Genomic DNA, 23,377 nt, shown 5'->3' on the forward strand with positions numbered 1-23,377 from the left:
CAATAACGGCGACGCTTCATAACGTCGCCGTTATTGCATCTGCCAGGCCGGTAGGAAACAGACCACGTTCACATCCGTTGCGTCCTACAGCAACGAACTGCGATGCGTGACTCCGTTGCCTACAAGGTCAATCCGATTTGGCGCATTTACTGCGAAGTCCGCGACCCATAACGTCGTAGGACAGCAGAGATACCCATTTGGGAAAGTCACTTGCTGTGCGTGGGATCAGTGATGTTTCCCTGCCCGAAAGGCAGGGCGATTGCTCGCTGATGACAACTACAAACAAGGATCGGGATCGTCATGCGCCATACCACCGTTCTATCCGCAATTTTTGGCACCAGCCTGCTGGCCGTGGCCACGATGGGCCAAGCCGCCGACAGAAAGAGCCTGGTGTTCTGCTCCGAAGGCAGCCCGGCAGGGTTCGACACCGCGCAATACACCACCGCCACCGATAACGACGCGGCCGAGCCGCTGTATAACCGCCTGGTCGAGTTTGAAAAAGGCGAGACCAACGTGGTGCCCGGCCTGGCGACCAAATGGGATATTTCCGACGACGGCCTGACCTACACCTTCCACCTGCGTGAAGGGGTGAAGTTCCACAGCAGCAAGGAATTCAAGCCGACGCGCGACTTCAATGCCGACGACGTGCTGTTCACCTTCAACCGCATGCTTGACCCTGAACATCCCTTCCGCAAGGCCTACCCCACTGAGTTTCCGTACTTCAACGGGATGAGCCTGAACAAGAACATCGCCAAGGTCGAGAAAACCGACCCGTACACCGTGGTGATGACCCTGAACACGGTGGACGCCGCGTTCGTGCAAAACATCGCCATGAGCTTCGCCGCAATCCTGTCGGCCGAATACGCCGAGCAACTGCTCAAAGAAGGCAAGCCCAGCGACATCAACCAGAAGCCGATCGGTACCGGGCCGTTTGTATTCCAGCGCTACCAGAAAGACTCGCAGATCCGTTACGTGGCCAACAAACAGTACTGGGACCCGAGCCGCGTGAAGCTCGACCAACTGATTTTCGCCATCAACACCGACGCATCGGTGCGTGTGCAAAAGCTCAAGGCCGGCGAATGCCAGGTGACCCTGCATCCGCGTCCCGCCGACGTCGATGCGCTCAAGGCCGACCCGAACCTGCAATTGCTGACCAAACCCGGCTTCAACCTGGGCTACATCGCTTACAACGTGCGCCACAAGCCCTTCGACCAGCTTGAAGTGCGCCAGGCGCTGGACATGGCGGTGAACAAGCCGAGCATTCTGAACGCCGTGTACCAGGGCGCCGGGCAATTGGCGGTCAATGCCATGCCGCCGACCCAGTGGTCCTACGACGACACTATCAAAGACGCCGCCTACAACCCGGAAAAAGCCAAGGAACTGCTCAAGGCCGCCGGCGTGAAGGAAGGCACCGAGATCACCCTGTGGGCGATGCCGGTGCAGCGTCCGTACAACCCCAACGCCAAGCTGATGGCCGAGATGCTGCAAAGCGACTGGGCCAAGATCGGCCTCAAGGTCAAGATCGTCAGCTACGAGTGGGGTGAATACATCAAGCGCACCAAGAACGGTGAGCACGATGTCAGCCTGATCGGCTGGACCGGCGACAACGGTGACCCGGACAACTGGCTGGGCACTCTGTACAGCTGCGACGCCATCGGCGGGAACAACTACTCGATGTGGTGTGACCCGGCGTACGACAAGCTGATCAAGCAAGCCAAGGTCGTAACCGACCGTGAACAAAGGACTGTTCTATACAAACAGGCGCAGCAACTGCTCAAGCAGCAGGTGCCGATCACGCCAGTCGCCCACTCGACGGTCAACCAGCCGTTAAGCGTCAAAGTCGAAGGGTTCAAAGTCAGCCCCTTCGGCCGCAACGTGTTCTCGGGCGTCAGTATTACCCCATAAGAAAATAACCGGATTGCGCAGGGCGAATGCCGCCCTGCTGCAAACGTGCAGCCTTTGATTGGGATTTTTCCTACGGCAAACGTTTGCAATGGCTTGAACGAGTTACACACCAATAGCCGGTTCACCTAAAAAGACCGGCATAAAAAAAGAGAACCAAAGGAGCTTCACCCATGAAACTGAGCAGCAAAGCGCTTCTGGCCCTGGCCATCAGCAGCATCACGGCCACCGCCTACGCAGAACCGGCCAGCCAGGACTTCGTTCCGACGACATTGGCAGGCACCAGTGCGCAAAGCGAAGCCAAGGGTTTTATCGAAGATTTCACTCTGGGCGGCACCACGCGTAACTGGTATTCCCACGAAAGCAAATACCGTGGCGGCACCTTTTCCTACCAGAAGCACGGCGAAACCCGCACCGACCGTAACCGTACCAACTGGGTGCAGGGCACTATCCTTAACGCCAGCTCGGGGTTCACCCAGGGCACTGTCGGTGTCAAGACTGAAGTAGCGGTTTACAACGCGCTGGTCCTGGACCGCAGCAAGCGTGACATCAAAGGCGGCTCCAACCGCACCCTGGCCGACTCCAACGGCGACGCCGTCGACCAATGGAGCAAACTGGGCCTGGCCAACGTGCAGTTCCGCGTATCCAACACCACGTTGACCGCCGGTCGCCAGAATTTCAGCAGCGGCATCGTCGACACCATCGGCAACCGTGCACTGCCTTCAAGCTTTGAAGGTGTGAGCTTCAACAGCGAAGAATTCAGCAACCTGTCGTTCCAGGGCGGCGTGTTTGACCGCGTTTCGCCACGTACCGAGCAGAGCCTGTCGAAATTCCGCAGCGAATACGGCAATGGCGTTGAGACCGACAAAGTCTCCACTCTGGGCGTGAACTATCAGCCGCTGAAAAGCCTGAAAACCAGCTTCTTTGCCGCCAACGTGAAGGACTTCTGGAACCAGTACTACTTCGGCGCTACCCACGAACTGGGCGACGCTCAACAACTGGGGCTGACCACCGGTTTCAACTACTACAAGACGGTCGATGAAGGCAAAAAAGAGATGGGGGAAATCGACAACGATACCTTCTCCCTGTCCCTGGGACTGACTCACCAGGCACACAGCCTGACCTTCGCTTACCAGCAAGTGAACGGTAACGAGTACTTCGACTACCTGCACGAAACCAACGGCATCTACCTGGCCAACTCCCTGACCTCGGACTTCAACGGCCCGAACGAGAAGTCCTTCCAGATCGCCTACGCCATCAACATGGCCGAATACGGCGTGCCAGGCTTGAAGTTCAACGCCTACTCGGCCCGCGGCTGGGACATCGACGGCACCCACTACACCGGCAACAATGGCCGGGCCAAGTTCGCCTACGACGGCATCCAGTCTCAAGACGGCGAGAAGCATCAGGAATACGGTGTAGGCGCCTCTTACGCCCTGCAAAGCGGTCCGCTCAAAGCCACGACCGTGCGCGCGACGTATGTTGAGCACCGTGGCAGCGAGTTCCAGTCCGACGGCAGCATCAAAGAATTCCGTCTGGTCACCACCATCCCATTCAACATTCTTTAATCAGCACCAGGTAGACGGCAGGCTCAGGACGAGCCTGCCGTCCACGTTGTCTGGTCCCATCGATTGCAGAGGGCTCTTAATGAAAATGCTCCCGCTACAAGCTGCCGTTGCCGCCGCGCTGTTAAGCGTGGCCATCGGTGTATCGGCCAAACCCCTGGTGGTCTGCACCGAAGCCAGCCCGGAGGGTTTTGACCCGGTCCTGTACACCACCGCCGTCACCGCTGACGCTGCGGCCGAAACCATGTTCAACCGTCTGGTGGACTTCAAGCCCGGTACTACCGAAGTGGTGCCTGCACTGGCCAAATCCTGGGAAATCAGTGACGACGGCCTGACCTACACCTTCCACTTGCGCGACGACATCAAGTTCCATACCACCGACTACTTCAAACCCACGCGCAACCTGAATGCCGACGACGTACTGTGGAGCTTCCATCGCCAGATGGACCCGAAACACCCTTGGCATAACAAGTCCGCCACCGGGTTCCCCTATTTTGAAAGCATGGGCTTCAAGGAACTGCTCAAAAGCGTCGAGAAGACGGACGACCACACTGTGGTCTTCACGCTGACTCGTCCTGAAGCGCCGTTCCTGGCCGATGTCGCAATGCCCTTTACCGCTATCCACTCCGCCGAATACGCCGACAAACTGCTGGCCGCCGGCAAGACCGATGAGCTGAACAGCAAGCCGATCGGCACCGGCCCGTTCATCTTCAACCGCTACGCCAAGGACGCCCAGGTGCGCTTCAAGGCCAACCCGGAATACTTCCGTGGCAAACCACCGGCCGATCCGCTGATCCTGGCGATTACCACCGACAACAACGTGCGCCTGCAAAAACTCAAGGCCAATGAGTGTCAGATCGCGCTGTATCCCAAGCCCGATGACGTGCCGAGCGTGAAGGCCGACCCGAACCTGAAAGTGGCGGAACTGGCGGCGATGACCACCGCGTACACCGCCCTGAACACCACCCACAAGTACATGAGCGACGCGCGGGTGCGCCAAGCGATCAACATCGCGTTCGACAAGAAAGGCTACAACGAATCCCTGTATGGCAAAGGCAACGCCATCGACGCCACCGGCCCGTACCCGCCGACCCTGCTGGGCTTCAACGATAAGCTGAAGAACCCTGAGCGCGACCTGGACAAGGCCCGCGCCCTGCTCAAGGAAGCCGGCGTGCCGGAAGGCACCGAGTTCACCTTGTTCACCCGTAACGGCGGCGGCCCGACCAACCCCAACCCGATGCTCGGCGCCCAGCGCATGCAGGCGGACCTGGCGCAGATCGGCCTGAAAGTGAACATTAAAGTCATGGAATGGGGCGAGATGCTCAAGCGCGCCAAGGCCGGCGAGCACGATATGGTGTCCGCGGGCTGGGCCGGCGATAACGGTGACCCGGATAACTTCCTCACGCCAAACCTGAGTTGCGATGCAGCGAAAAACGGCGAAAACTACGCCCGCTGGTGTAACAAAGAGTTTCAGGCTTTGATCGACAAGGCCCGCGCTGACGCTGAACCCACTGAGCGCGCCGCACTCTATGAACAAGCCCTGGATGTTTTCGAGAAAGACCAGCCGTGGATTCCAATGGCCTATCCGAAAATGTTTACCGCCATGCGTAAAAACGTCGAAGGCTTTACCCAAAGCCCTCTGACCACTAATAACTTCGCCACCACCCAGGTGAAGTAAATAAGAAAAACGCTCGGCACCGTCGACATGGGCGGTGCCGAACCTGCCTAACCGGCTGATTGAGGTACACAACAAGATGTTTAGTTTTATTGCCCGCCGACTGGGGTTATTGATCCCCACGTTCTTCGGCATCACGTTGCTGACGTTTGCGTTGATACGCATGATTCCCGGCGACCCCGTAGAAGTCATGATGGGCGAACGCCGCGTCGACCCCGAGATGCACGCACAGGCAATGGAACGCCTTGGTCTTAACAAGCCGTTGTATGCGCAATACCTGGACTATGTCGGCAAGCTCGCCCAGGGCGACCTTGGCGAATCCCTGCGCACCCGTACCAGCGTGTGGACCGAGTTCACCGCCCTCTTCCCCGCGACCCTGGAACTGTCCATGGCCGCCCTGTTGTTCGCCGGTATCCTGGGCCTGTTGGCCGGGGTGATCGCGGCACTCAAGCGAGGATCCCTGTTCGACCATGGGGTGATGGGCATCTCCCTGGCGGGGTATTCGATGCCGATCTTCTGGTGGGGCCTGATCCTGATCATGTTCTTCTCGGTGAGCCTGGGCTGGACCCCGGTTTCCGGGCGCATCGACCTGCTCTACGACATCGAGCCGCGCACCGGCTTCATGCTGATCGACACCCTGCTGGCCGACGAGCCGGACGCGTTCTTCGACGCCCTGCACCACCTGATCCTGCCGGCCATCGTGCTCGGCACCATTCCGCTGGCGGTGATCGCGCGGATGACCCGTTCGTCGATGCTCGAAGTGCTGCGCGAAGACTACATCCGCACCGCCAAGGCCAAGGGCCTGTCGCCGACGCGCGTGGTGTTCGTACACGGCCTGCGCAACGCGCTGATCCCGGTATTGACCGTGGTCGGCCTGCAAGTCGGCACCCTGCTGGCCGGCGCGGTCCTGACCGAAACCATCTTCTCGTGGCCCGGCATCGGCAAATGGCTGATCGAAGCCATTGGCGCGCGGGACTACCCGGTGGTGCAGAACGGCATCCTGCTGATCGCCTGCCTGGTGATCCTGGTGAACTTCGTGGTGGATATCCTCTACGGCTTCGCCAACCCACGCATCCGTCACCAGCGCTGAGATCATGACCATGACCACACCTACTCAAGTGTCAGCAGTCGATCAAAGCCTGCTGTACCCGTCCCCGTACAAAGAATTCTGGCAAGCCTTTTCCAAGAACAAAGGCGCGGTGGCCGGCCTGCTGTTCATGTTGCTGATTGTGTTCTGCGCGATCTTCGCCCCGTGGGTTGCGCCGCATAACCCCAGCGAGCAATACCGCGACTTCCTGCTCACCCCGCCGGCGTGGCTGGAAGGCGGGCAGATGCAGTTTCTGCTGGGCACCGACGAACTGGGCCGTGACCTGCTCTCGCGTCTGATCCAGGGTTCGCGCCTGTCATTGCTGATCGGTTTGTCGTCAGTGGTGATGTCGCTGATCCCGGGCATCCTCCTGGGTCTGTTCGCCGGGTTCTTCCCGCGCCTGCTGGGCCCGACCATCATGCGCCTGATGGACATCATGCTGGCGCTGCCGTCGCTGCTGCTGGCCGTGGCTATCGTCGCCATCCTCGGCCCTGGCCTGATCAACACCGTGATCGCTATCGCCATCGTGTCGCTGCCGTCCTACGTGCGTCTGACCCGCGCTGCCGTGATGGGCGAACTGAACCGTGACTACGTGACCGCCGCGCGCCTGGCCGGTGCCGGCCTGCCGCGCCTGATGTTCATCACCGTGCTACCCAACTGCATGGCGCCGCTGATCGTACAGGCCACCCTGAGTTTCTCCTCGGCGATCCTCGATGCCGCGGCCCTGGGCTTCCTCGGCCTTGGCGTACAACCGCCGACCCCGGAGTGGGGCACCATGCTGGCTTCGGCCCGTGACTACATCGAACGCGCCTGGTGGGTGGTGAGCCTGCCTGGTTTGACCATTTTGCTCAGCGTGCTGGCAATCAACTTGATGGGCGACGGCCTGCGCGATGCGCTGGACCCGAAACTCAAGAACGCCGCCTGAGGAGATTCCCATGTCACTGTTAGAAATCAAGAATCTCAACGTACGCTTCGGCGACGCAACCGCCGTGCCGGTGGTCGACGGCCTCGACCTGTCCGTGGACAAAGGCGAAGTACTGGCCATCGTGGGCGAGTCGGGTTCGGGTAAATCCGTGACCATGATGGCGCTGATGGGCCTGATCGAGCACCCCGGTATCGTCACCGCCGATGCGCTGACCTTCGACGGCAAGGACATGCTCAAGCTGAGCAACCGTCAACGTCGCCAGATCGTCGGCAAAGACCTGGCGATGGTGTTCCAGGACCCGATGACCGCGCTCAACCCCAGCTACACCGTGGGTTTCCAGATCGAAGAAGTGCTGCGCCTGCACCTGAAAATGTCCGGCAAACAGGCACGCAAACGCGCGATCGAATTGTTGGAAAAAGTTGAGATCCCAGGCGCCGCCAGCCGTATGGACGCCTATCCGCACCAACTGTCCGGCGGTATGAGCCAGCGCGTGGCCATCGCCATGGCAATTGCCGGCGAGCCGAAACTGCTGATCGCCGACGAACCGACCACCGCGTTGGACGTGACCATCCAGGCGCAGATCATGGACCTGCTGCTGGCCCTGCAAAAAGAGCAGAACATGGGCCTGGTGCTGATCACCCACGACCTCGCCGTGGTGGCCGAAACCGCCCAGCGCGTGTGCGTGATGTACGCCGGCCAGGCCGTGGAAGTCGGCCAGGTGCCGCAACTATTCGACATCCCCGCTCATCCTTACAGCGAAGCGCTGCTCAAGGCGATCCCCGAGCACAGCCTGGGCGCCACGCGCCTGGCAACATTGCCCGGCATCGTGCCTGGCCGCTACGACCGTCCGCAGGGTTGCCTGCTGTCGCCGCGCTGCCCATACGTGCAGGAAACCTGCCGCGCCCAGCGTCCGGGCCTCGATCCAAAAACCAACAGCCTCGCGCGTTGCTTCTACCCCTTGAACCAGGAGGTGGCGTAATGGCCGTCGTTCTTACTGCCCGCGACCTGACCCGTCACTACGAAGTGTCCCGTGGCCTGTTCAAGGGCCACGCCACCGTGCGGGCCCTCAATGGTGTGTCGTTCGAACTGGAAGCCGGCAAGACCCTCGCCGTGGTCGGCGAGTCGGGTTGCGGCAAGTCCACCCTCGCCCGCGCACTCACGCTGATTGAAGAGCCGTCGTCGGGCTCGCTGAAAATCGCCGGCCAGGAAGTCGCCGGTGCCGACAAGGCCCAACGCAAGCAATTGCGCAAAGACGTGCAGATGGTGTTCCAGAGCCCGTATGCCTCGCTGAACCCACGGCAGAAAGTCGGCGACCAACTGGGCGAGCCGCTGCTGATCAACACCAACCTGTCCGCCGCTGAACGCCGCGAGAAAGTGCAGGCGATGATGAAGCAAGTGGGCCTGCGCCCCGAGCATTATCAGCGCTACCCGCACATGTTCTCCGGTGGCCAGCGCCAGCGCATCGCCCTGGCCCGCGCCATGATGCTGCAACCCAAAGTGCTGGTGGCGGATGAACCTACCTCCGCACTGGACGTATCGATCCAGGCCCAGGTGCTCAACCTGTTCATGGACCTGCAGCAGGAGTTCAACACCGCCTACGTGTTCATCTCCCACAACCTGGCGGTGGTGCAGCACGTCGCCGATGACGTGATGGTGATGTACCTCGGTCGCCCGGTGGAAGTCGGCCCCAAGGAAGACATCTACGCACGTCCCCTGCACCCGTACACTCAGGCGCTGCTGTCGGCCACGCCGACCATTCATCCGGATCCGAACAAACCGAAGATCAAAATCGTCGGCGAGTTGCCCAACCCCTTGAACCCGCCGCCGGGTTGCGCGTTCCACAAGCGCTGCCCGTACGCCACCGAGCGCTGCAGCACCGAGGAGCCGCAATTGCGGCCGTTGGATAACCGTCAGGTGGCTTGCCACTATGCGGAGCAGTTCGTCGCCTGAGCGCGCCGGACCGATCAGTAGCAGAGTTTCACAGCCCTTCCCATCAGGTTGCGCATCAGCCTGGCGGGAGGGGCTTTCTTTTTGCGGCGGCTATTTGTTGCCATCGTCATAGGTTTCGCTGTCTTCCCCTTCGTTGTAGGGATTTTCTGCGTCCTCTTTGGGAGCCGGTTGGGCCTGGGGTTGCCAGCTGCCGGAATTGACCTCGTTCTGCTTTTTCTTGGTGACCGGGCCGGTGTCTTTCCACTGAGGCATGCCTGCGTCAGCCAGTGCCGGCAGGGTCGTCAGCCACAGGCAGGCCAGCAACAGCAGGGATATGGCGCGTTGAGCCTTTCGCACGGTGGTCTCCTTTACAGTCGGTGGTTAAACGCTAGACCGGATGCCGGGTTCTCGCCAATTTAACGCCTGGTGGAGAAAAAATGTGGGAGAGTTCTTGCCCCCGATGACTGTGTGTCAGCCAGTACATCCAGGGCTGACACACTGCTATCGGGGGCAAGCCCCCTCCCACATTTGGGCCAAGATGTACTGGCAAATTCGCTACAATTTGGCCCGCTAGCTAATAGCCAATTTCCGCCTGACCAAGTTCCGGTTAGACACAACGCGGTAAAAAAAGTGGGAGGGGGCTTGCCCCCGATGGCTGTGTGTCAGCCAGTACATTCAGGGCTGACACACTGCTATCGGGGGCAAGCCCCCTCCCACATGTTGTTTAGTGGTGCTCACGGGTCGCACGGAATTTCACATCCGGCCAGCGCTCTTCCATCAACGCCAGGTTCACCCGGGTCGGCGCCAGGTAGGTCAGGTGACCACCGCCATCGAGCGCGAGGTTTTCCACGGCCTTGTTGGAGAACTCTTCCAGCTTCTTCTTATCGGCGCATTCGATCCAGCGCGCGGAGTACACGGTGATCGGCTCGTAGGAGCATTCGACCTTGTATTCCTCTTTCAAGCGGCTGGCGACCACATCGAACTGCAGCACACCGACGGCGCCGAGGATGATGTCGTTGCTGCGCTCGGGGAAGAACACCTGGGTGGCGCCCTCTTCCGCCAGTTGCTGCAAGCCTTGGCGCAGTTGCTTGGATTTGAGCGGGTCGCGCAGGCGCACGCGGCGGAACAGTTCCGGGGCGAAGTGCGGGATACCGGTAAAGCCCAGCGCTTCGCCTTCGGTGAAGGTGTCGCCGATCTGGATGGTGCCGTGGTTATGCAGGCCGATGATGTCGCCGGCGTAGGCTTCTTCGAGCTGTTCACGCTCGGAGGAGAAGAACGTCAGGGCGTCGCCGATGCGCACGTCCTTGCCGGTGCGCACGTGGCGCATCTTCATGCCTTTTTCGTATTTGCCGGAGCAGATGCGCATGAACGCGATACGGTCGCGGTGCTTGGGGTCCATGTTCGCCTGGATCTTGAACACGAAGCCGGTGAATTTCTCTTCCACCGGTTCCACGGTACGTTCGTTGGCCACCCGTGGCAGCGGGCGCGGGGCCCAGTCCACCACGGCGTCGAGCACATGGTCGACGCCGAAGTTGCCCAGGGCGGTCCCGAAGAACACTGGGGTCAGCTGGCCGTCGAGGAATTCCTGTTGGTTGAATTCATGGCAGGCGCCCTGCACCAGCTCCAACTGATCGACGAAGCGGTCGTACTCGTCACCCAGGTGGGCGCGGGCTTCGTCGGAGTCGAGCTTCTCGATGATTTTCACATCGGTGCGTTCGTGACCATGGCCGGCGGTGTAGACGATGATGTAATCGTCGGCCAGGTGATACACGCCTTTGAAGTCGCGGTAGCAACCAATCGGCCAGGTGATCGGCGCGGCCTTGATCTTCAATACGGCTTCGATTTCGTCGAGCAGCTCGATCGGGTCGCGGATATCGCGGTCGAGTTTGTTGATAAAGCTGACGATCGGCGTATCGCGCAGCCGGCACACGTCCATCAGCGCGATGGTGCGCGGCTCGACGCCCTTACCGCCGTCCAGCACCATCAGCGCCGAGTCCACCGCGGTGAGGGTGCGGTAGGTGTCTTCGGAGAAGTCTTCGTGGCCCGGGGTGTCGAGCAGGTTGACCATGTGGTCGCGATACGGGAATTGCATGACCGACGTGGTAATGGAGATACCCCGTTGCTTTTCCATTTCCATCCAGTCGGAGGTGGCATGGCGGTCGGATTTGCGCGATTTCACCGTGCCGGCCACTGCGATTGCCTTGCCCATCAGCAAGAGCTTCTCGGTGATGGTGGTTTTACCGGCATCGGGGTGGGAAATAATGGCGAAAGTGCGGCGTTTCGCGACTTCGGCGGCCTGGTGGGTCATGGGAAATCGCCTGGCAGGTGAGTCAAAAAAGGGCGGCGAGTATAGCGCAAACCCAAGGTGACGGACCACCGTTCACCCGATCAGGGGTGGCTAAATGGTGCCAAGTGTGGAACCTTTTAAAAGGTGCAGACGTCCACTCCCCTGCTATCGCACTCGTAACAGGGGCTGAAAAATCAGCAAGTTAGCCTGACGAGGCTGCGCTTATGGCTCGAACTCATACCGCTTTTGACGGTATTGGCGAGCTGCATTTCGCGTTCACTTTCCGCTGACAGCCAGCCATGGCATGCCACGCAGGAATGTGTTCGTCGACAGAAGAAAAAAGGAGTCCGCCTGTGGCTATTCGCTATGGCAAAGGGCTGATAGGAGGTGCGGTTGTCGTCGCGCTCCTGGCCCTGCTGATCCACTGGATCGGCATCAACACGATCGAGTTGTACCGCGACGATTTGTTGTTTTACCTGCAAGCTCACTTAGTTCTCGTTCTAGTCTCCATGCTGGCGGCCCTCGTTGTGGGCATCCCCGCCGGTATCCTGCTCAGTCGACCGCATATGGTCGGGCGCGCAGAACGCTTCATGCAGATCTTCAACATCGGCAACACCGTCCCTCCCCTGGCCGTACTGGCCATCGCCCTCGGCGTCCTCGGCATCGGCAGCGGCCCGGCTATCTTCGCGCTGTTCCTCGCCTCCCTCCTGCCCATCGTGCGCAACACTTACGAAGGCCTGAAAAACGTTCAAGGCTCGCTCAAGGAAGCCGCCACCGGCATCGGCATGACCCCGCGCCAGGTGTTGTTTCGCGTGGAGTTGCCCAACGCCGTGCCGATCATCATCGGCGGCGTGCGCGTCGCGCTGGCGATCAATGTGGGCACCGCGCCCCTGGCGTTTCTGATCGGCGCCAACAGCCTGGGCAGCCTGATCTTTCCCGGCATCGCCCTGAACAACCAGCCGCAACTGCTGCTCGGCGCTGCGTGCACCGCGTTGCTGGCCTTGTTGCTGGACGGTCTGGTGACCATGGCCAGCCGCCTCTGGCTGGAACGCGGGTTGCGTCCGTCTTGAGGCTTGGCAAAGGAATTCACATGAAAAAGCTGACACTGATACTGAGCTGCATCCTGCTGTGCGCAGGGTTTGCGCAAGCCGCCGAAAAACCGGTGATCCGTATCGGCGCGCGGGTGTTCACCGAACAGACCCTGCTCGCCGAAATCACCTCCCAATACCTCAACACCAAAGGCTATGACGCCCGCGTCACCGGCGGCCTGGGCAGCAATCTGGCGCGCAGCGCCCAGGAAAGCGGGCAGTTGGACCTGATCTGGGAATACACCGGTGTGTCGCTGGTGGCCTACAACCATATCGACGAGAAACTCGACAGCGAACAGTCCTACGCTCGGGTCAAGGAACTCGACGCGAAAAAAGGCCTGGTCTGGCTGTCGCCTTCGCGCTTCAGCAATACCTACGCCCTGGCGCTGCCGCAGAAGGTCGCGCAGGAACATCCCGAGATCAACAGCATCAGCGACCTCACCAAGGCGATGGCGGAAAACACCCGGGAACATCGCCTGGTCGCGCTGGACACCGAGTTCGCCAACCGCTCCGACGGTCTGGCCGGCATGGTCAAACTGTATGAGATGAACCTGACCCGCAAGAACACCCGGCAGATGGACGCAGGCCTGGTCTACACCGCGCTGCGTAATGGCCAGGTGTTCGCCGGCCTGGTCTACACCACCGACGGGCGCCTGAACGCCTTCAAATTAAAACTGCTGGCGGACGACAAGCACTACTTCCCGGACTACACCGCCGCACCGGTGGTACGCCAAGCCTACCTGGACGCGCACCCGCAACTGGCCGCCGACCTCAAGCCGCTGGCCGCGCTGTTCGACGACGAAACCATGCGTCAACTCAATGCTCGCGTCGACGTCGACCACGAAAGCCCGTCCGCCGTGGCCGCCGACTTCCTGCGCCAGCATCCGATCAACTAACGAGGAGAAGACATGGAATTCCTGAACGCCTTTTCCCATCTTGATTGGGCCCAAGTCCTGCACCTGACCTGGCAGCACATCACCCTGGTTGGCATCGCAGTCGTTCTGGCAATCGTCGTCGGCGTGCCCCTGGGCGTGCTGATGACGCGCTTCCCGACGCTTGCCGGCCCGCTGCAGGCCAGCGCCACGGTGTTGCTGACCGTGCCGTCCATCGCCCTGTTCGGCCTGCTGCTGCCGTTCTACTCCAAGTTCGGTCAGGGCCTGGGGCCGATGCCGGCAATCACCGCCGTGTTCCTCTACTCCTTGTTGCCGATCATGCGTAACACCTACCTGGCCCTTACCGGCGTGGAACCGGGCATTCGCGAAGCCGCCAAAGGCATCGGCATGACCTTCGGCCAGCGCCTGCGCATGGTCGAGTTGCCGATCGCGGTGCCGGTGATTCTGGCCGGGGTGCGCACCGCGGTGGTGATGAACATCGGTGTGATGACCATCGCCGCCACCATCGGCGCCGGTGGCCTGGGTGTACTGATTCTGGCCTCCATCAGCCGCAGCGACATGTCGATGCTGATCGTCGGCGCCGTGCTGGTCAGCCTGCTGGCCATCTTCGCCGACCTGCTTCTGCAATGGCTGCAACGCTCGCTGACTCCAAAAGGACTACTCAAATGATCGAACTTCAAAACCTGACCAAGACTTTTCAAAGCAACGGCAAAACTGTTTCGGCCGTGAACGATGTGAGCCTGACCGTCAACGAAGGTGAGATTTGCGTATTCCTCGGCCCTTCGGGCTGCGGCAAAAGCACCACGCTGAAGATGATCAATCGCCTGATCAAACCCACCTCGGGCAAGATCCTGATCAACGGCGAAGACACCACCGACCTGGACGAAGTGACCCTGCGCCGTAACATCGGCTACGTGATCCAGCAGATCGGCCTGTTCCCCAACATGACCATCGAAGAAAACATCGTGGTTGTGCCCAAGTTGCTCGGCTGGGACAAGCAGAAATGCCACGACCGCGCCCGCGAGTTGATGAGCATGATCAAGCTCGAACCCAAGCAGTACCTGCACCGCTACCCGCGTGAACTGTCCGGCGGCCAGCAGCAGCGCATCGGGGTGATCCGCGCGCTGGCGGCGGATGCGCCGTTGCTGCTGATGGACGAGCCCTTCGGCGCGGTCGACCCGATCAACCGCGAGATGATCCAGAACGAGTTTTTCGAGATGCAACGGGCGCTGAACAAGACGGTGATCATGGTCAGCCACGACATCGACGAAGCCATCAAGCTGGGCGACAAGATTGCGATTTTCCGCGCCGGCAAGCTGTTGCAGATCGACCACCCGGACACGTTGCTGGCACATCCGGCCGACGAGTTCGTCAGCAACTTCGTGGGCCAGGACAGCACCCTCAAGCGCCTGCTGCTGGTCAAGGCCGAAGACGCGGCGGACAACGCTCCGTCGGTAAGCCCGGAAACCCCGGTGGCCGAAGCCCTGGAGTTGATGGACGAACTGGACCGTCGCTATGTGGTGGTGACCTGCGCCGAGAACAAGGCACTGGGCTATGTGCGCCGTCGCGACCTGCATCGTCAGACCGGCACCTGCGGCCAATACCTGCGCGAGTTCAACGCTACCGCAGCGTACGACGAGCACTTGCGCATCCTGTTGTCGCGCATGTACGAGTTCAACCGCTCGTGGTTGCCGGTGATGGATGCCGAGCGGGTGTTCCTGGGTGAAGTGACCCAGGAGTCGATTGCCGAGTACCTGAGTTCCGGTAAGTCCCGTGGGGGCAAGACCAGCATCGTCTCCCCCGCCGAGACCGCCCTGGCCTGATCTTATGTGGGAGGGGGCTTGCTCCCTCCCACATTGGGTCCGTGATCTGTCAGGGAAATACCTTCAATTACTCCCATCCGGGGAACATCAATCCGTCACACCGGTCGGTTACATAAGTAGCTGCACAACGCAGCGCGACGAACGCGTGCAGAAACGCGACATTTTTAGTTGATCTATGGCCCCTCACGCCCTAAAGTTCGCGCCGAACGTCCATGCTGGAAACGATCCATCCGGCTCAAGTACTGACGACGAGACAGCAAGGCCAAGGGCAGCTTATCCCATGGCCTTTTTGCTTTCGGCGACATGCCTTGGGAAGTAGGCGAACCAAAGTGGGGATACGGAGGACGTTCAGTTGTACCCATTGATCAATACAGTTTGCCCTTAGGAGTTCCCAGCATGTCGATCAACGTCGAAGATTATTTCGCGCGCGCCACTTTTGACAAAATGAAGGCGTTCGCCGACAAGCAAGAAACCCCGTTCGTGGTGATCGACACCGCGATGATCAGCCAGGCCTACGATGACCTGCGCGCCGGTTTCGAATTCGCCAAGGTTTATTACGCGGTCAAGGCCAACCCGGCCGTCGAGATCATCGACCTGTTGAAAGACAAAGGCTCGAGTTTCGATATCGCGTCGATCTACGAGTTGGACAAGGTCATGGACCGCGGCGTCAGCGCCGACCGCATCAGCTACGGCAACACCATCAAGAAATCCAAGGACATCCGCTACTTCTATGAGAAGGGCGTGCGTCTGTTCTCCACCGACTCCGAAGCCGACCTGCGCAACATCGCCAAGGCCGCGCCGGGTTCGAAAGTGTATGTGCGCATTCTCACCGAAGGCTCGACCACCGCCGACTGGCCGCTGTCGCGCAAATTCGGTTGCCAGACCGACATGGCCATGGACCTGCTGATCCTGGCCCGCGACCTTGGCCTGGTGCCGTACGGGATCTCGTTCCACGTCGGCTCGCAGCAACGCGATATCAGCGTGTGGGACGCGGCCATCGCCAAGGTCAAAGTGATCTTCGAGCGCCTGAAGGAAGAAGACGGCATCCACCTCAAGCTAATCAACATGGGCGGCGGCTTCCCGGCCAACTACATCACCCGCACCAACAGCCTGGAAACCTACGCCGAGGAAATCATCCGCTTCCTCAAGGAAGATTTCGGTGATGACCTGCCGGAAATCATCCTGGAACCCGGCCGTTCGTTGATTGCCAACGCCGGCATCCTGGTCAGCGAAGTGGTGCTGGTGGCGCGTAAATCCCGCACCGCCGTCGAGCGTTGGGTATACACGGACGTGGGCAAGTTCTCGGGCCTGATCGAAACCATGGACGAAGCCATCAAGTTCCCGATCTGGACCGAAAAGAAAGGCGAGATGGAAGAAGTGGTCATCGCCGGCCCGACCTGCGACAGCGCCGATATCATGTATGAAAACTACAAGTACGGCTTGCCGCTGAACCTGGCGATCGGTGATCGTTTGTACTGGTTGTCCACCGGTGCGTACACCACCAGCTACAGCGCGGTTGAGTTCAATGGGTTTCCGCCGTTGAAGTCGTTCTACGTCTGATCCGCCCCTTCTGATCGTTCCCAAGGCGGGAACGATCAGAGCGTCGCGGCACGCTGTCGATACGCCTCGGCCATCGCTCGAACCTGCGGATCACTCGCCGCAGCCAAGGCCTTATGGGCCGTTCGCAGGAACTTGAGATTTCCGCCCGCCAACGCCTTGCGCAACCACTGCAGCGCTGTCTCGACCTGGCCCCTGTCGGCCAGCACCGCCGCATAACTGAACTGCCCGCGAAAATCCCCACCTTCGGCCGAGCGCCGATACCAGTCGACGGCGGCCTCCAGGTCCCTCGCACAATACTGGCCGTCTTCCAGATAGCGCCCCAGCAGGTTCATCGACTTGGCGTGGCCTTGCTCCGCCGCCCGACGATAAAAGGCCAGTGCCTGCGCCTGATCCTCAACCACACCGCGGCCGGTCGCCAGCAGATTCGCGTAGTTGTATTGCCCCCAATCCAGCCCCGCCTCGGCGGCCAGACGGTAGTGCTGCGCCGCTGCCACCGCATCGGCCGCGCAACCCCAGCCGTGCTCCAGGCAACGGCCGACCATATTGCGCGCCATGCGGTGACCGCCCTGCGCCGCGATGCGGAACCAGCGCAGCGCCAGCGCTTCATCGCGGGCAATGCCACGGCCTTCCAGCAGGATCTGCCCGAGCAAGGCCTGGGCATCGACCACGCCCTCCTTCGCCGCGATCAGAATCGCCTGGGCAGCCCGCACCGGGGAGCCGTCGAGCATGTTCTGCAATTGCTCGACCGTGAGCACTTCCTGGCGACGCAACAGGAAACTCATCTCAGACCTCGACCCAGCGGCGCAACAGGTTGTGGTAGGTGCCGGTGAGCTGAATCAGCGCCGGATGATCGGGCACATCGCGGGTCAGTTGCTGGATCGCGCCGTCCATCTCGAACAGCAGCGTGCGCTGGCTGTCTTCACGCACCAGGCTCTGGGTCCAGAAGAATGAGGCGTATCGCGCGCCCCGGGTCACAGGGTTGACTTTGTGCAGGCTGGAACCGGGGTACAGCACCATATCGCCGGCCGGCAACTTGACTCGCTGCAGGCCGAAGGTGTCCTGGATCTCCAGTTCACCGCCGTCGTAGTCGTCGGGGTCGCTGAAAAACACGGTGGACGACAAATCGGTGCGCACGCGCTCAGGGCTGCCCTTGGGTTGGCGCACGGCGTTATCGATATGAAAGTCGAAACTGCCGCCGGCGGTGTAGCAGTTGAGCAACGGTGGAAAGACTTTGTGCGGTAACGCCGCCGACATGAACAACGGGTTTTGCCACAGACGTTCGAGCATCGCCGCGCCGATTTCCTTGGCTAAGGGATGGCCTTCGGGCAATTGCAGGTTGTGCTTGGCCTTGGCGGACTGGTGCCCGGCGGTGATTTTACCGTCGGCCCAATCGGCGTTTTCCAGGGCCAGGCGAATGCGTTGCACCTCCTCGCGGGAGAACAGGCCGGGAATGTGCAGCAGCATGGGGTGGTACCTGGGTGCGGAGGGGCGCCAATGATATTGATTCTTATCAACACTGTAAAACCCGGAGACGGATGAACGCGTAAAAACCGTAAGGTAAAAGTGTAAAGAATGTAAATTCAATGCAATTAGCAATGTATCGCAATTGATAGAAAGTCGTGTTCACCCTATATTCCGCCGCCTTACATCCTTGGGGAAAGGACACGACATGTCGCGCACTGCACAAAAAATTCCGGCCAGTTCACCACGTTTGCTGGCCTCGGCCATCGGCGTTGCCCTTGGCGCCACGACGGTGACCCACTTGGCACAGGCGGCCGAGGACACTGAGCAAAAAAGCCAGCGCAACAGCATCTCCCTGGGCGCCACCAGCATCACCGGCGAAGAGCAGGACACTACCTCGTACCAGGTAGAAAAAGCCGCGTCACAGAAATACACCGCGCCGCTGGTGGATACGCCGCGCTCGGTCACGGTAGTGCCGCAACAAGTGCTCAAGGACACCGCCGCCACCTCGTTGCAGGATGCCTTGCGCACCGTACCCGGCATCACTTTCGGCGCCGGTGAAGGCGGCAACCCTCAGGGCGATCGTCCCTTCATCCGCGGTTTCGATGCACAGGGCGACACCTACCTCGATGGCGTGCGCGACACCGGCGGCCAGAGCCGTGAGATTTTCGACATCGAGTCCATCGAAGTCAGCAAAGGCCCGAACTCTTCCTTCGGCGGACGCGGCTCGGCCGGTGGCAGCCTCAACCTGGTGAGCAAAACCCCTCAGGCACGGGACTTCACCAACGGCGGTTTCACCTACGGTTCCGACCAGACCCGCCGCTACGTGCTCGACGTGAACCGCCAGTTCCTCGACGACAGCGCCGCATTCCGCCTGAACCTGATGAGCCACGAACAGAACGTGGCCGGGCGCGACGCGGTCAATTACGACCGCTGGGGCGTGGCGCCCTCGCTGACCTTCGGCCTGGGCACCCCCACCCGCGTCAACCTCAGCTACTACCACCTGGAAAGCGACGACCTGCCGGACTCGGGGATTCCCTACGGCTACGGTTCGGCCACCGCCACCGCCCACGTCCACGACAAACCCAACGACGGCGGCGACAGCAATAACTTCTACGGCCTCAAAGACCGCGATTTCCGCAAGACCCGCGCCGACATCAGCACGTTCTCCATCGAGCACGACCTGAACGACAACATGACGCTGAAAAACACCCTGCGCCACGGCAGTACCGGCCAGGACTACGTGCTGACCCAGCCCGACGACAGCAAACTCAACGTGAACAAGTTCGGCACCGTGTGGCGCCGGGCCAATTCGCGTGTATCCACCACCACCACGACCACCAACCAGACCGACCTGTTCGGCAGCTTCCAAGCCCTGGGCTTCAAAAACACCTACTCCACCGGCCTGGAATTCACCGGTGAAGAAACCCGCGTCAGCAGCTACACCGTGAGCCCGAACGCGAATCCGGTGTGCACGCCGGCCAAAGGCGGCCTGGGCGGCCAATGCACCTCATTGAGCAACCCGAACCCGGACGACGCCTGGACCGGTTCCGTCGCGCGCAACTACAACGGCACCAACACCAAAGCCACCAGCCGCGCCGCGTACGTGTTCGACACTATCGAACTGGACCCGAAATGGCTGCTTAACGTCGGCCTGCGCTACGATACTTTCGACACCGAAGCCAACACCAATGCGGTGCCTAGTGCGACGGTCAAGGCACGCAGCAAAATCAAGGACGACAGCCAATTCTTCAACTGGCAGGCCGGTCTGGTCTGGAAACCGCTGGAAAACGGCAGCATCTATGCCTCCTACGCCACCTCGGCCACCCCGCCCGGCGGCCTGGTCGGCGAAGGCTCGGACGGCAACCCGCTGTCTGCCGGCGCGGCCACCAGCGATCTGCAACCGGAAGAAACCGTCAACTATGAGCTGGGCACCAAGTGGGATCTGTTCCACGACCGCCTTTCGCTGACCGCCGCCGTATTCCGCACCGAGAAGAAAAACACCCGCATTCTGGTGGACGCCCTCACCTACCAGAACGCCGGCGAGTCGCGGGTCGACGGCGTGGAATTGTCCGCCAGCGGCAAAATCACCGAGCAATGGCAAGTGTTCGCCGGCTACAGCTACCTGGACAGCGAACTGGTCAAGGCTGGCCGTAACGGTCGCAACGGGGTAATCAGCGCCGGCTCCAACGAAGGCAACCAGATGCCCAACACGCCGAAGAACACCTTCAGCCTGTGGACCACCTATGCCCTTACACCCAAGTTCACCGTTGGCGGCGGCGCGTTCTATGTCGACCAGGTTTACGGCGACGTGGGCAACACCGTGTATGTGCCGTCCTATACCCGCTACGACGCCATGGCCAGCTACAAGCTGACCAAGAACGTCGACTTGCAACTGAACGTGCAGAACCTGACCGATAAGGTCTACTACGATAAGGCTTACTCCGCGCACTTCGCCAACCAGGCCGCCGGTCGCACGGCGCTGCTGACCACCAGCTTCCATTTCTAAACGCTCGGCCCTGAGCCCCACGCATCGGATGCGTGGGGCTTTTGCGTGTTAAACAACAAAGTTTCTCGACAACCCACGGCATAATGCGCGCCGTGGCACTTATATCCCGATGAACGAGGCGGTCCGACGTGTTGAAGAAAACCCTGTTTCAGTTGCACTGGTTTTTCGGCATTACTGCCGGGCTGGTGCTGGCCTTGATGGGGATCACCGGAGCGGCCGTGTCGTTCCAGGATGAAATACTGCGGGCTCTCAACCCCAGCGTCCTGCACGTACAAAAACGCGAAGCCGGCGTGCTGCCGCCGGCCGAACTGGTGCGCAAGCTCGAAGCCGTCGAAGGCAAGACCGTCGCCATGCTGTGGGTAGAGCGCGACAGCGGCAATGCCGCGCGCGTGGCCTTCACCCCGCCGCCGGGTGAACGGCGTGGCCCGATGCGCTACTTCGACCCGTACACCGGCGAGTACCTGGGCGACGCCGTCGGCCAGGATGTGTTGGGTTTTATCCTGCAACTGCACCGCTTCCTCGCCATCGGCGAAACCGGCCGGCAGATCACCGGCGCCTGCACCCTGATCCTGGTGTTCTTCTGCCTCTCCGGCCTGTACCTGCGCTGGCCGCGCCAGGTCGCGAACTGGCGCGCCTGGCTGACCCTGGACTGGCGCAAAAAGGGCCGCAGCTTCAATTGGGACCTGCACTCAGTGTTCGGCACCTGGTGCCTGCTGTTTTATCTGTTGGCGGCGCTCACCGGGTTGTTCTGGTCCTACGACTGGTACAGCCGAGGGCTGACCCAACTGCTGTCCGACGCCCCGCAGAACGAACGGGTACGCACGCGCGGCCCAGCGCCCGCAGGTCCGGCACCGGTGGCCAACTACGACGCAATCTGGAGCAGCCTCTACAGCAACGCCGGTCCTGACCTGAGCGCCTACAACATCCGCATGCCTGGCGCTGCCGGGCAACCGGCTACCGTGTATTACCTGCTGAGCGACTCGCCCCATGACCGCGCGCTCAACCAGATCAACCTGGACCCGGCCACCGGCGAGGTCCAATCCCATGATCGCTACGCCGGCAAGAGCCTCAAGGCTCAGTTACTGACCAGCATTTATGCACTGCACACCGGCAGCTACTTTGGCTTGATCGGGCGGATCGTGCTGACCGTCAGTTCACTGTTGATGCCGTTGTTCTTCATCACCGGCTGGTTGCTGTACCTGGATCGCCGTCGCAAAAAACGCCAGGTGCGCGACGCTCGCCAGCGCCTCGGCGCCAACCCCAGCGATGCCTCGGCGTGGCTGATCGGCTTTGCCAGCCAGAGCGGTTTCGCCGAACAACTGGCCTGGCAGACCGCCGGGCAACTGCAGGCTGCCGGCCTGCCGGTGAAAGTGCAGGCGCTGGGCAGCGTCAGCGCGGATGAGCTGCGCCAGGCGCACAACGCGCTGTTCGTGGTCAGCACCTTCGGCGACGGTGAAGCGCCCGACAATGCCCGTGGCTTCGAGCGCAGCGTGCTCGGCCAGGGCCTGTCGCTCAAGGGCTTGAACTACTCGGTGCTGGCCCTCGGCGATCGCCAATACCCGCACTTTTGCGGCTTCGCCCGGCGTCTGCATTTCTGGCTGACCAACCAGGGCGGCACAGCGTTATTCGCCCCGGTGGAAGTGGACAGCGGCGACACCCACGCATTGCTGCACTGGCAGCAACAGTTGGGCGAACTGACCGGCCACGCCCCGGCCGCCGCCTGGCCAAGCACCCAGTACGAACACTGGACACTGAGCCAGCGCACCCTGCTCAACCCCGGCAGCGTCGGCGCGGGCGTGTACCTGCTGGGCCTCACGTCGACGTCGTCGCAGCACTGGGACGCCGGCGACCTGGTGGAAATCCTGCCGCGCAACGCCCCGTCGGCAGTCGAGCACTTTCTGGCGGGCCTGGGCCTGCAAGGCAGCGACGGCGTACTGATCGAAGGGCTGGCACAAACCCTCGACCGGGCCCTGGCCACTCGCCAGTTGCCGGACAACCGCGCGCACCTGGTCGGCCTGCACGCCCAGGCGCTGGTGGACGCCTTGGTGCCGCTGGGCATGCGCGAATACTCCATCGCCTCGATTGCCGGCGACGGTGTGCTCGAATTGATCGTACGTCAGGAACGCCACGCCGACGGCCGCCTGGGCCTGGGCTCGGGCTGGCTCACCGAACACGCGCCCCTCGGCGGCGCGATCAGCCTGCGTCTGCGACGCAACAGTGGCTTCCACCTGCCGGACGCGCCGGTGCCGCTGATCCTGCTGGGCAACGGCACCGGGCTGGCCGGCCTGCGCAGCTTGCTTAAAGCGCGCATTGCCCAAGGCCAGCAGCGCAACTGGCTGGTGTTCGGCGAACGCAATATCGCCCACGACTACCTGTGCCGGGACGAGCTGCAAGGCTGGCTGGCCAGCGGCGATCTGGCGCTGTTGGACCTGGCGTTCTCCCGCGATCAGGCAGAGAAAATCTACGTGCAGGATCGCCTGCGCGAGTCGGCGGATGTACTGCGCAGATGGCTGGCCGATGGCGCGGCGATTTATGTGTGCGGCAGCTTGCAGGGGATGGCTGCCGGGGTGGATCAGGCGCTGGTGGATATCCTCGGCCGTGAGGCGGTGGAGCGCTTGATCGAACAAGGCCGCTATCGCCGCGACGTCTACTGAGGTCACCCAATGTGGGATT

General features: G+C 61.2%; 18 protein-coding genes. 14 read left to right on the top strand and 4 right to left on the bottom strand.

All coding sequences use genetic code 11. The features are described 5' to 3' along the window. The first annotated feature begins 360 nt into the window (after positions 1–360). The 7 genes from OSC50_RS20215 (at position 361) to OSC50_RS20245 (ending at position 9,104) form a co-directional block, all read left to right on the top strand. Entirely contained in the window at positions 361–1,905 is a 1,545-nt protein-coding gene (locus tag OSC50_RS20215; protein WP_414704475.1) for an ABC transporter substrate-binding protein, read from the top strand. A 170-nt stretch (positions 1,906–2,075) separates the two neighbouring features. After that, on the top strand, positions 2,076–3,470 hold the full coding sequence (locus tag OSC50_RS20220; RefSeq protein WP_181080591.1) for an OprD family outer membrane porin: 1,395 nt from the start codon (positions 2,076–2,078) through the stop codon (positions 3,468–3,470). A gap of 79 nt (positions 3,471–3,549) precedes the next feature. After that, complete coding sequence (locus tag OSC50_RS20225; RefSeq protein WP_266245969.1) at positions 3,550–5,145, top strand: ABC transporter substrate-binding protein; 1,596 nt, start codon at positions 3,550–3,552, stop codon at positions 5,143–5,145. A gap of 76 nt (positions 5,146–5,221) precedes the next feature. Further along, positions 5,222–6,232: an ABC transporter permease subunit gene (locus OSC50_RS20230; protein ID WP_025856266.1), complete on the top strand. Its 1,011-nt coding sequence runs from the start codon at positions 5,222–5,224 to the stop codon at positions 6,230–6,232. Positions 6,233–6,242: 10 nt separating this feature from the next. Continuing rightward, positions 6,243–7,154: an ABC transporter permease subunit gene (locus OSC50_RS20235; protein WP_003188486.1), complete on the top strand. Its 912-nt coding sequence runs from the start codon at positions 6,243–6,245 to the stop codon at positions 7,152–7,154. A 10-nt stretch (positions 7,155–7,164) separates the two neighbouring features. Next, positions 7,165–8,133 (top strand): ABC transporter ATP-binding protein, encoded by a 969-nt coding sequence (locus OSC50_RS20240; protein WP_181080589.1) that lies wholly within the window; start codon positions 7,165–7,167, stop codon positions 8,131–8,133. After that, positions 8,133–9,104 carry a peptide ABC transporter ATP-binding protein gene (locus OSC50_RS20245; RefSeq protein WP_266245968.1) on the top strand — a complete coding sequence of 324 codons (972 nt, stop codon included), beginning with the start codon at positions 8,133–8,135 and terminating at the stop codon, positions 9,102–9,104. The genes OSC50_RS20240 and OSC50_RS20245 overlap by 1 nt, the downstream gene beginning before the upstream one ends. Before the next feature lie 90 nt (positions 9,105–9,194). Here the strand turns inward: OSC50_RS20245 and OSC50_RS20250 are convergent, their stop codons facing one another. Continuing rightward, positions 9,195–9,440: a hypothetical protein gene (locus OSC50_RS20250; RefSeq protein ID WP_266245967.1), complete on the bottom strand. Its 246-nt coding sequence runs from the start codon at positions 9,438–9,440 to the stop codon at positions 9,195–9,197. 367 nt (positions 9,441–9,807) lie between these two features. Beyond that, on the bottom strand, positions 9,808–11,391 hold the full coding sequence (locus OSC50_RS20255) for a peptide chain release factor 3 (protein WP_266245966.1): 1,584 nt from the start codon (positions 11,389–11,391) through the stop codon (positions 9,808–9,810). Between the two features lie 296 nt (positions 11,392–11,687). On the opposite strand from OSC50_RS20255, the gene OSC50_RS20260 reads away from it, so the two are divergent. The 5 genes from OSC50_RS20260 (at position 11,688) to OSC50_RS20280 (ending at position 16,734) form a co-directional block, all read left to right on the top strand. Beyond that, positions 11,688–12,440 (top strand): ABC transporter permease, encoded by a 753-nt coding sequence (locus tag OSC50_RS20260; protein WP_232925194.1) that lies wholly within the window; start codon positions 11,688–11,690, stop codon positions 12,438–12,440. Between the two features lie 20 nt (positions 12,441–12,460). Continuing rightward, positions 12,461–13,354, top strand: coding sequence for a glycine betaine ABC transporter substrate-binding protein (locus tag OSC50_RS20265; protein ID WP_266245965.1), 894 nt, complete (start codon positions 12,461–12,463; stop codon positions 13,352–13,354). Between the two features lie 12 nt (positions 13,355–13,366). After that, positions 13,367–14,020, top strand: a complete 654-nt coding sequence (locus OSC50_RS20270; RefSeq protein ID WP_115129013.1) for an ABC transporter permease — start codon at positions 13,367–13,369, stop codon at positions 14,018–14,020. After that, entirely contained in the window at positions 14,017–15,174 is a 1,158-nt protein-coding gene (locus tag OSC50_RS20275; protein ID WP_181080583.1) for an osmoprotectant ABC transporter ATP-binding protein OsmV, read from the top strand. Before OSC50_RS20270 ends, OSC50_RS20275 begins: the two co-directional genes overlap by 4 nt. 396 nt (positions 15,175–15,570) lie before the next feature. After that, positions 15,571–16,734, top strand: a complete 1,164-nt coding sequence (locus OSC50_RS20280; protein WP_014716890.1) for a type III PLP-dependent enzyme — start codon at positions 15,571–15,573, stop codon at positions 16,732–16,734. A gap of 35 nt (positions 16,735–16,769) precedes the next feature. Here OSC50_RS20280 and OSC50_RS20285 read toward each other — a convergent pair whose 3' ends face one another. After that, on the bottom strand, positions 16,770–17,516 hold the full coding sequence (locus tag OSC50_RS20285) for a tetratricopeptide repeat protein (RefSeq protein WP_181080582.1): 747 nt from the start codon (positions 17,514–17,516) through the stop codon (positions 16,770–16,772). Between the two features lies 1 nt (position 17,517). Continuing rightward, positions 17,518–18,198 (bottom strand): Fe2+-dependent dioxygenase, encoded by a 681-nt coding sequence (locus OSC50_RS20290; RefSeq protein ID WP_253510447.1) that lies wholly within the window; start codon positions 18,196–18,198, stop codon positions 17,518–17,520. 205 nt (positions 18,199–18,403) lie between these two features. Between OSC50_RS20290 and OSC50_RS20295 the strand changes: the two genes are divergently transcribed. Both OSC50_RS20295 and OSC50_RS20300 read left to right on the top strand, forming a co-directional pair. After that, positions 18,404–20,704: a TonB-dependent receptor gene (locus tag OSC50_RS20295; RefSeq protein ID WP_181080580.1), complete on the top strand. Its 2,301-nt coding sequence runs from the start codon at positions 18,404–18,406 to the stop codon at positions 20,702–20,704. Between the two features lie 128 nt (positions 20,705–20,832). Continuing rightward, the gene (locus OSC50_RS20300) at positions 20,833–23,358 is read left to right on the top strand and encodes a sulfite reductase flavoprotein subunit alpha (RefSeq protein WP_266245964.1); all 2,526 of its coding nucleotides are present in this window, start codon (positions 20,833–20,835) and stop codon (positions 23,356–23,358) included. Positions 23,359–23,377 lie beyond the last annotated feature (19 nt).

This window comes from Pseudomonas quebecensis, assembly GCF_026410085.1.
GTDB classification, from domain to species: Bacteria; Pseudomonadota; Gammaproteobacteria; order Pseudomonadales; family Pseudomonadaceae; genus Aquipseudomonas; species Aquipseudomonas quebecensis.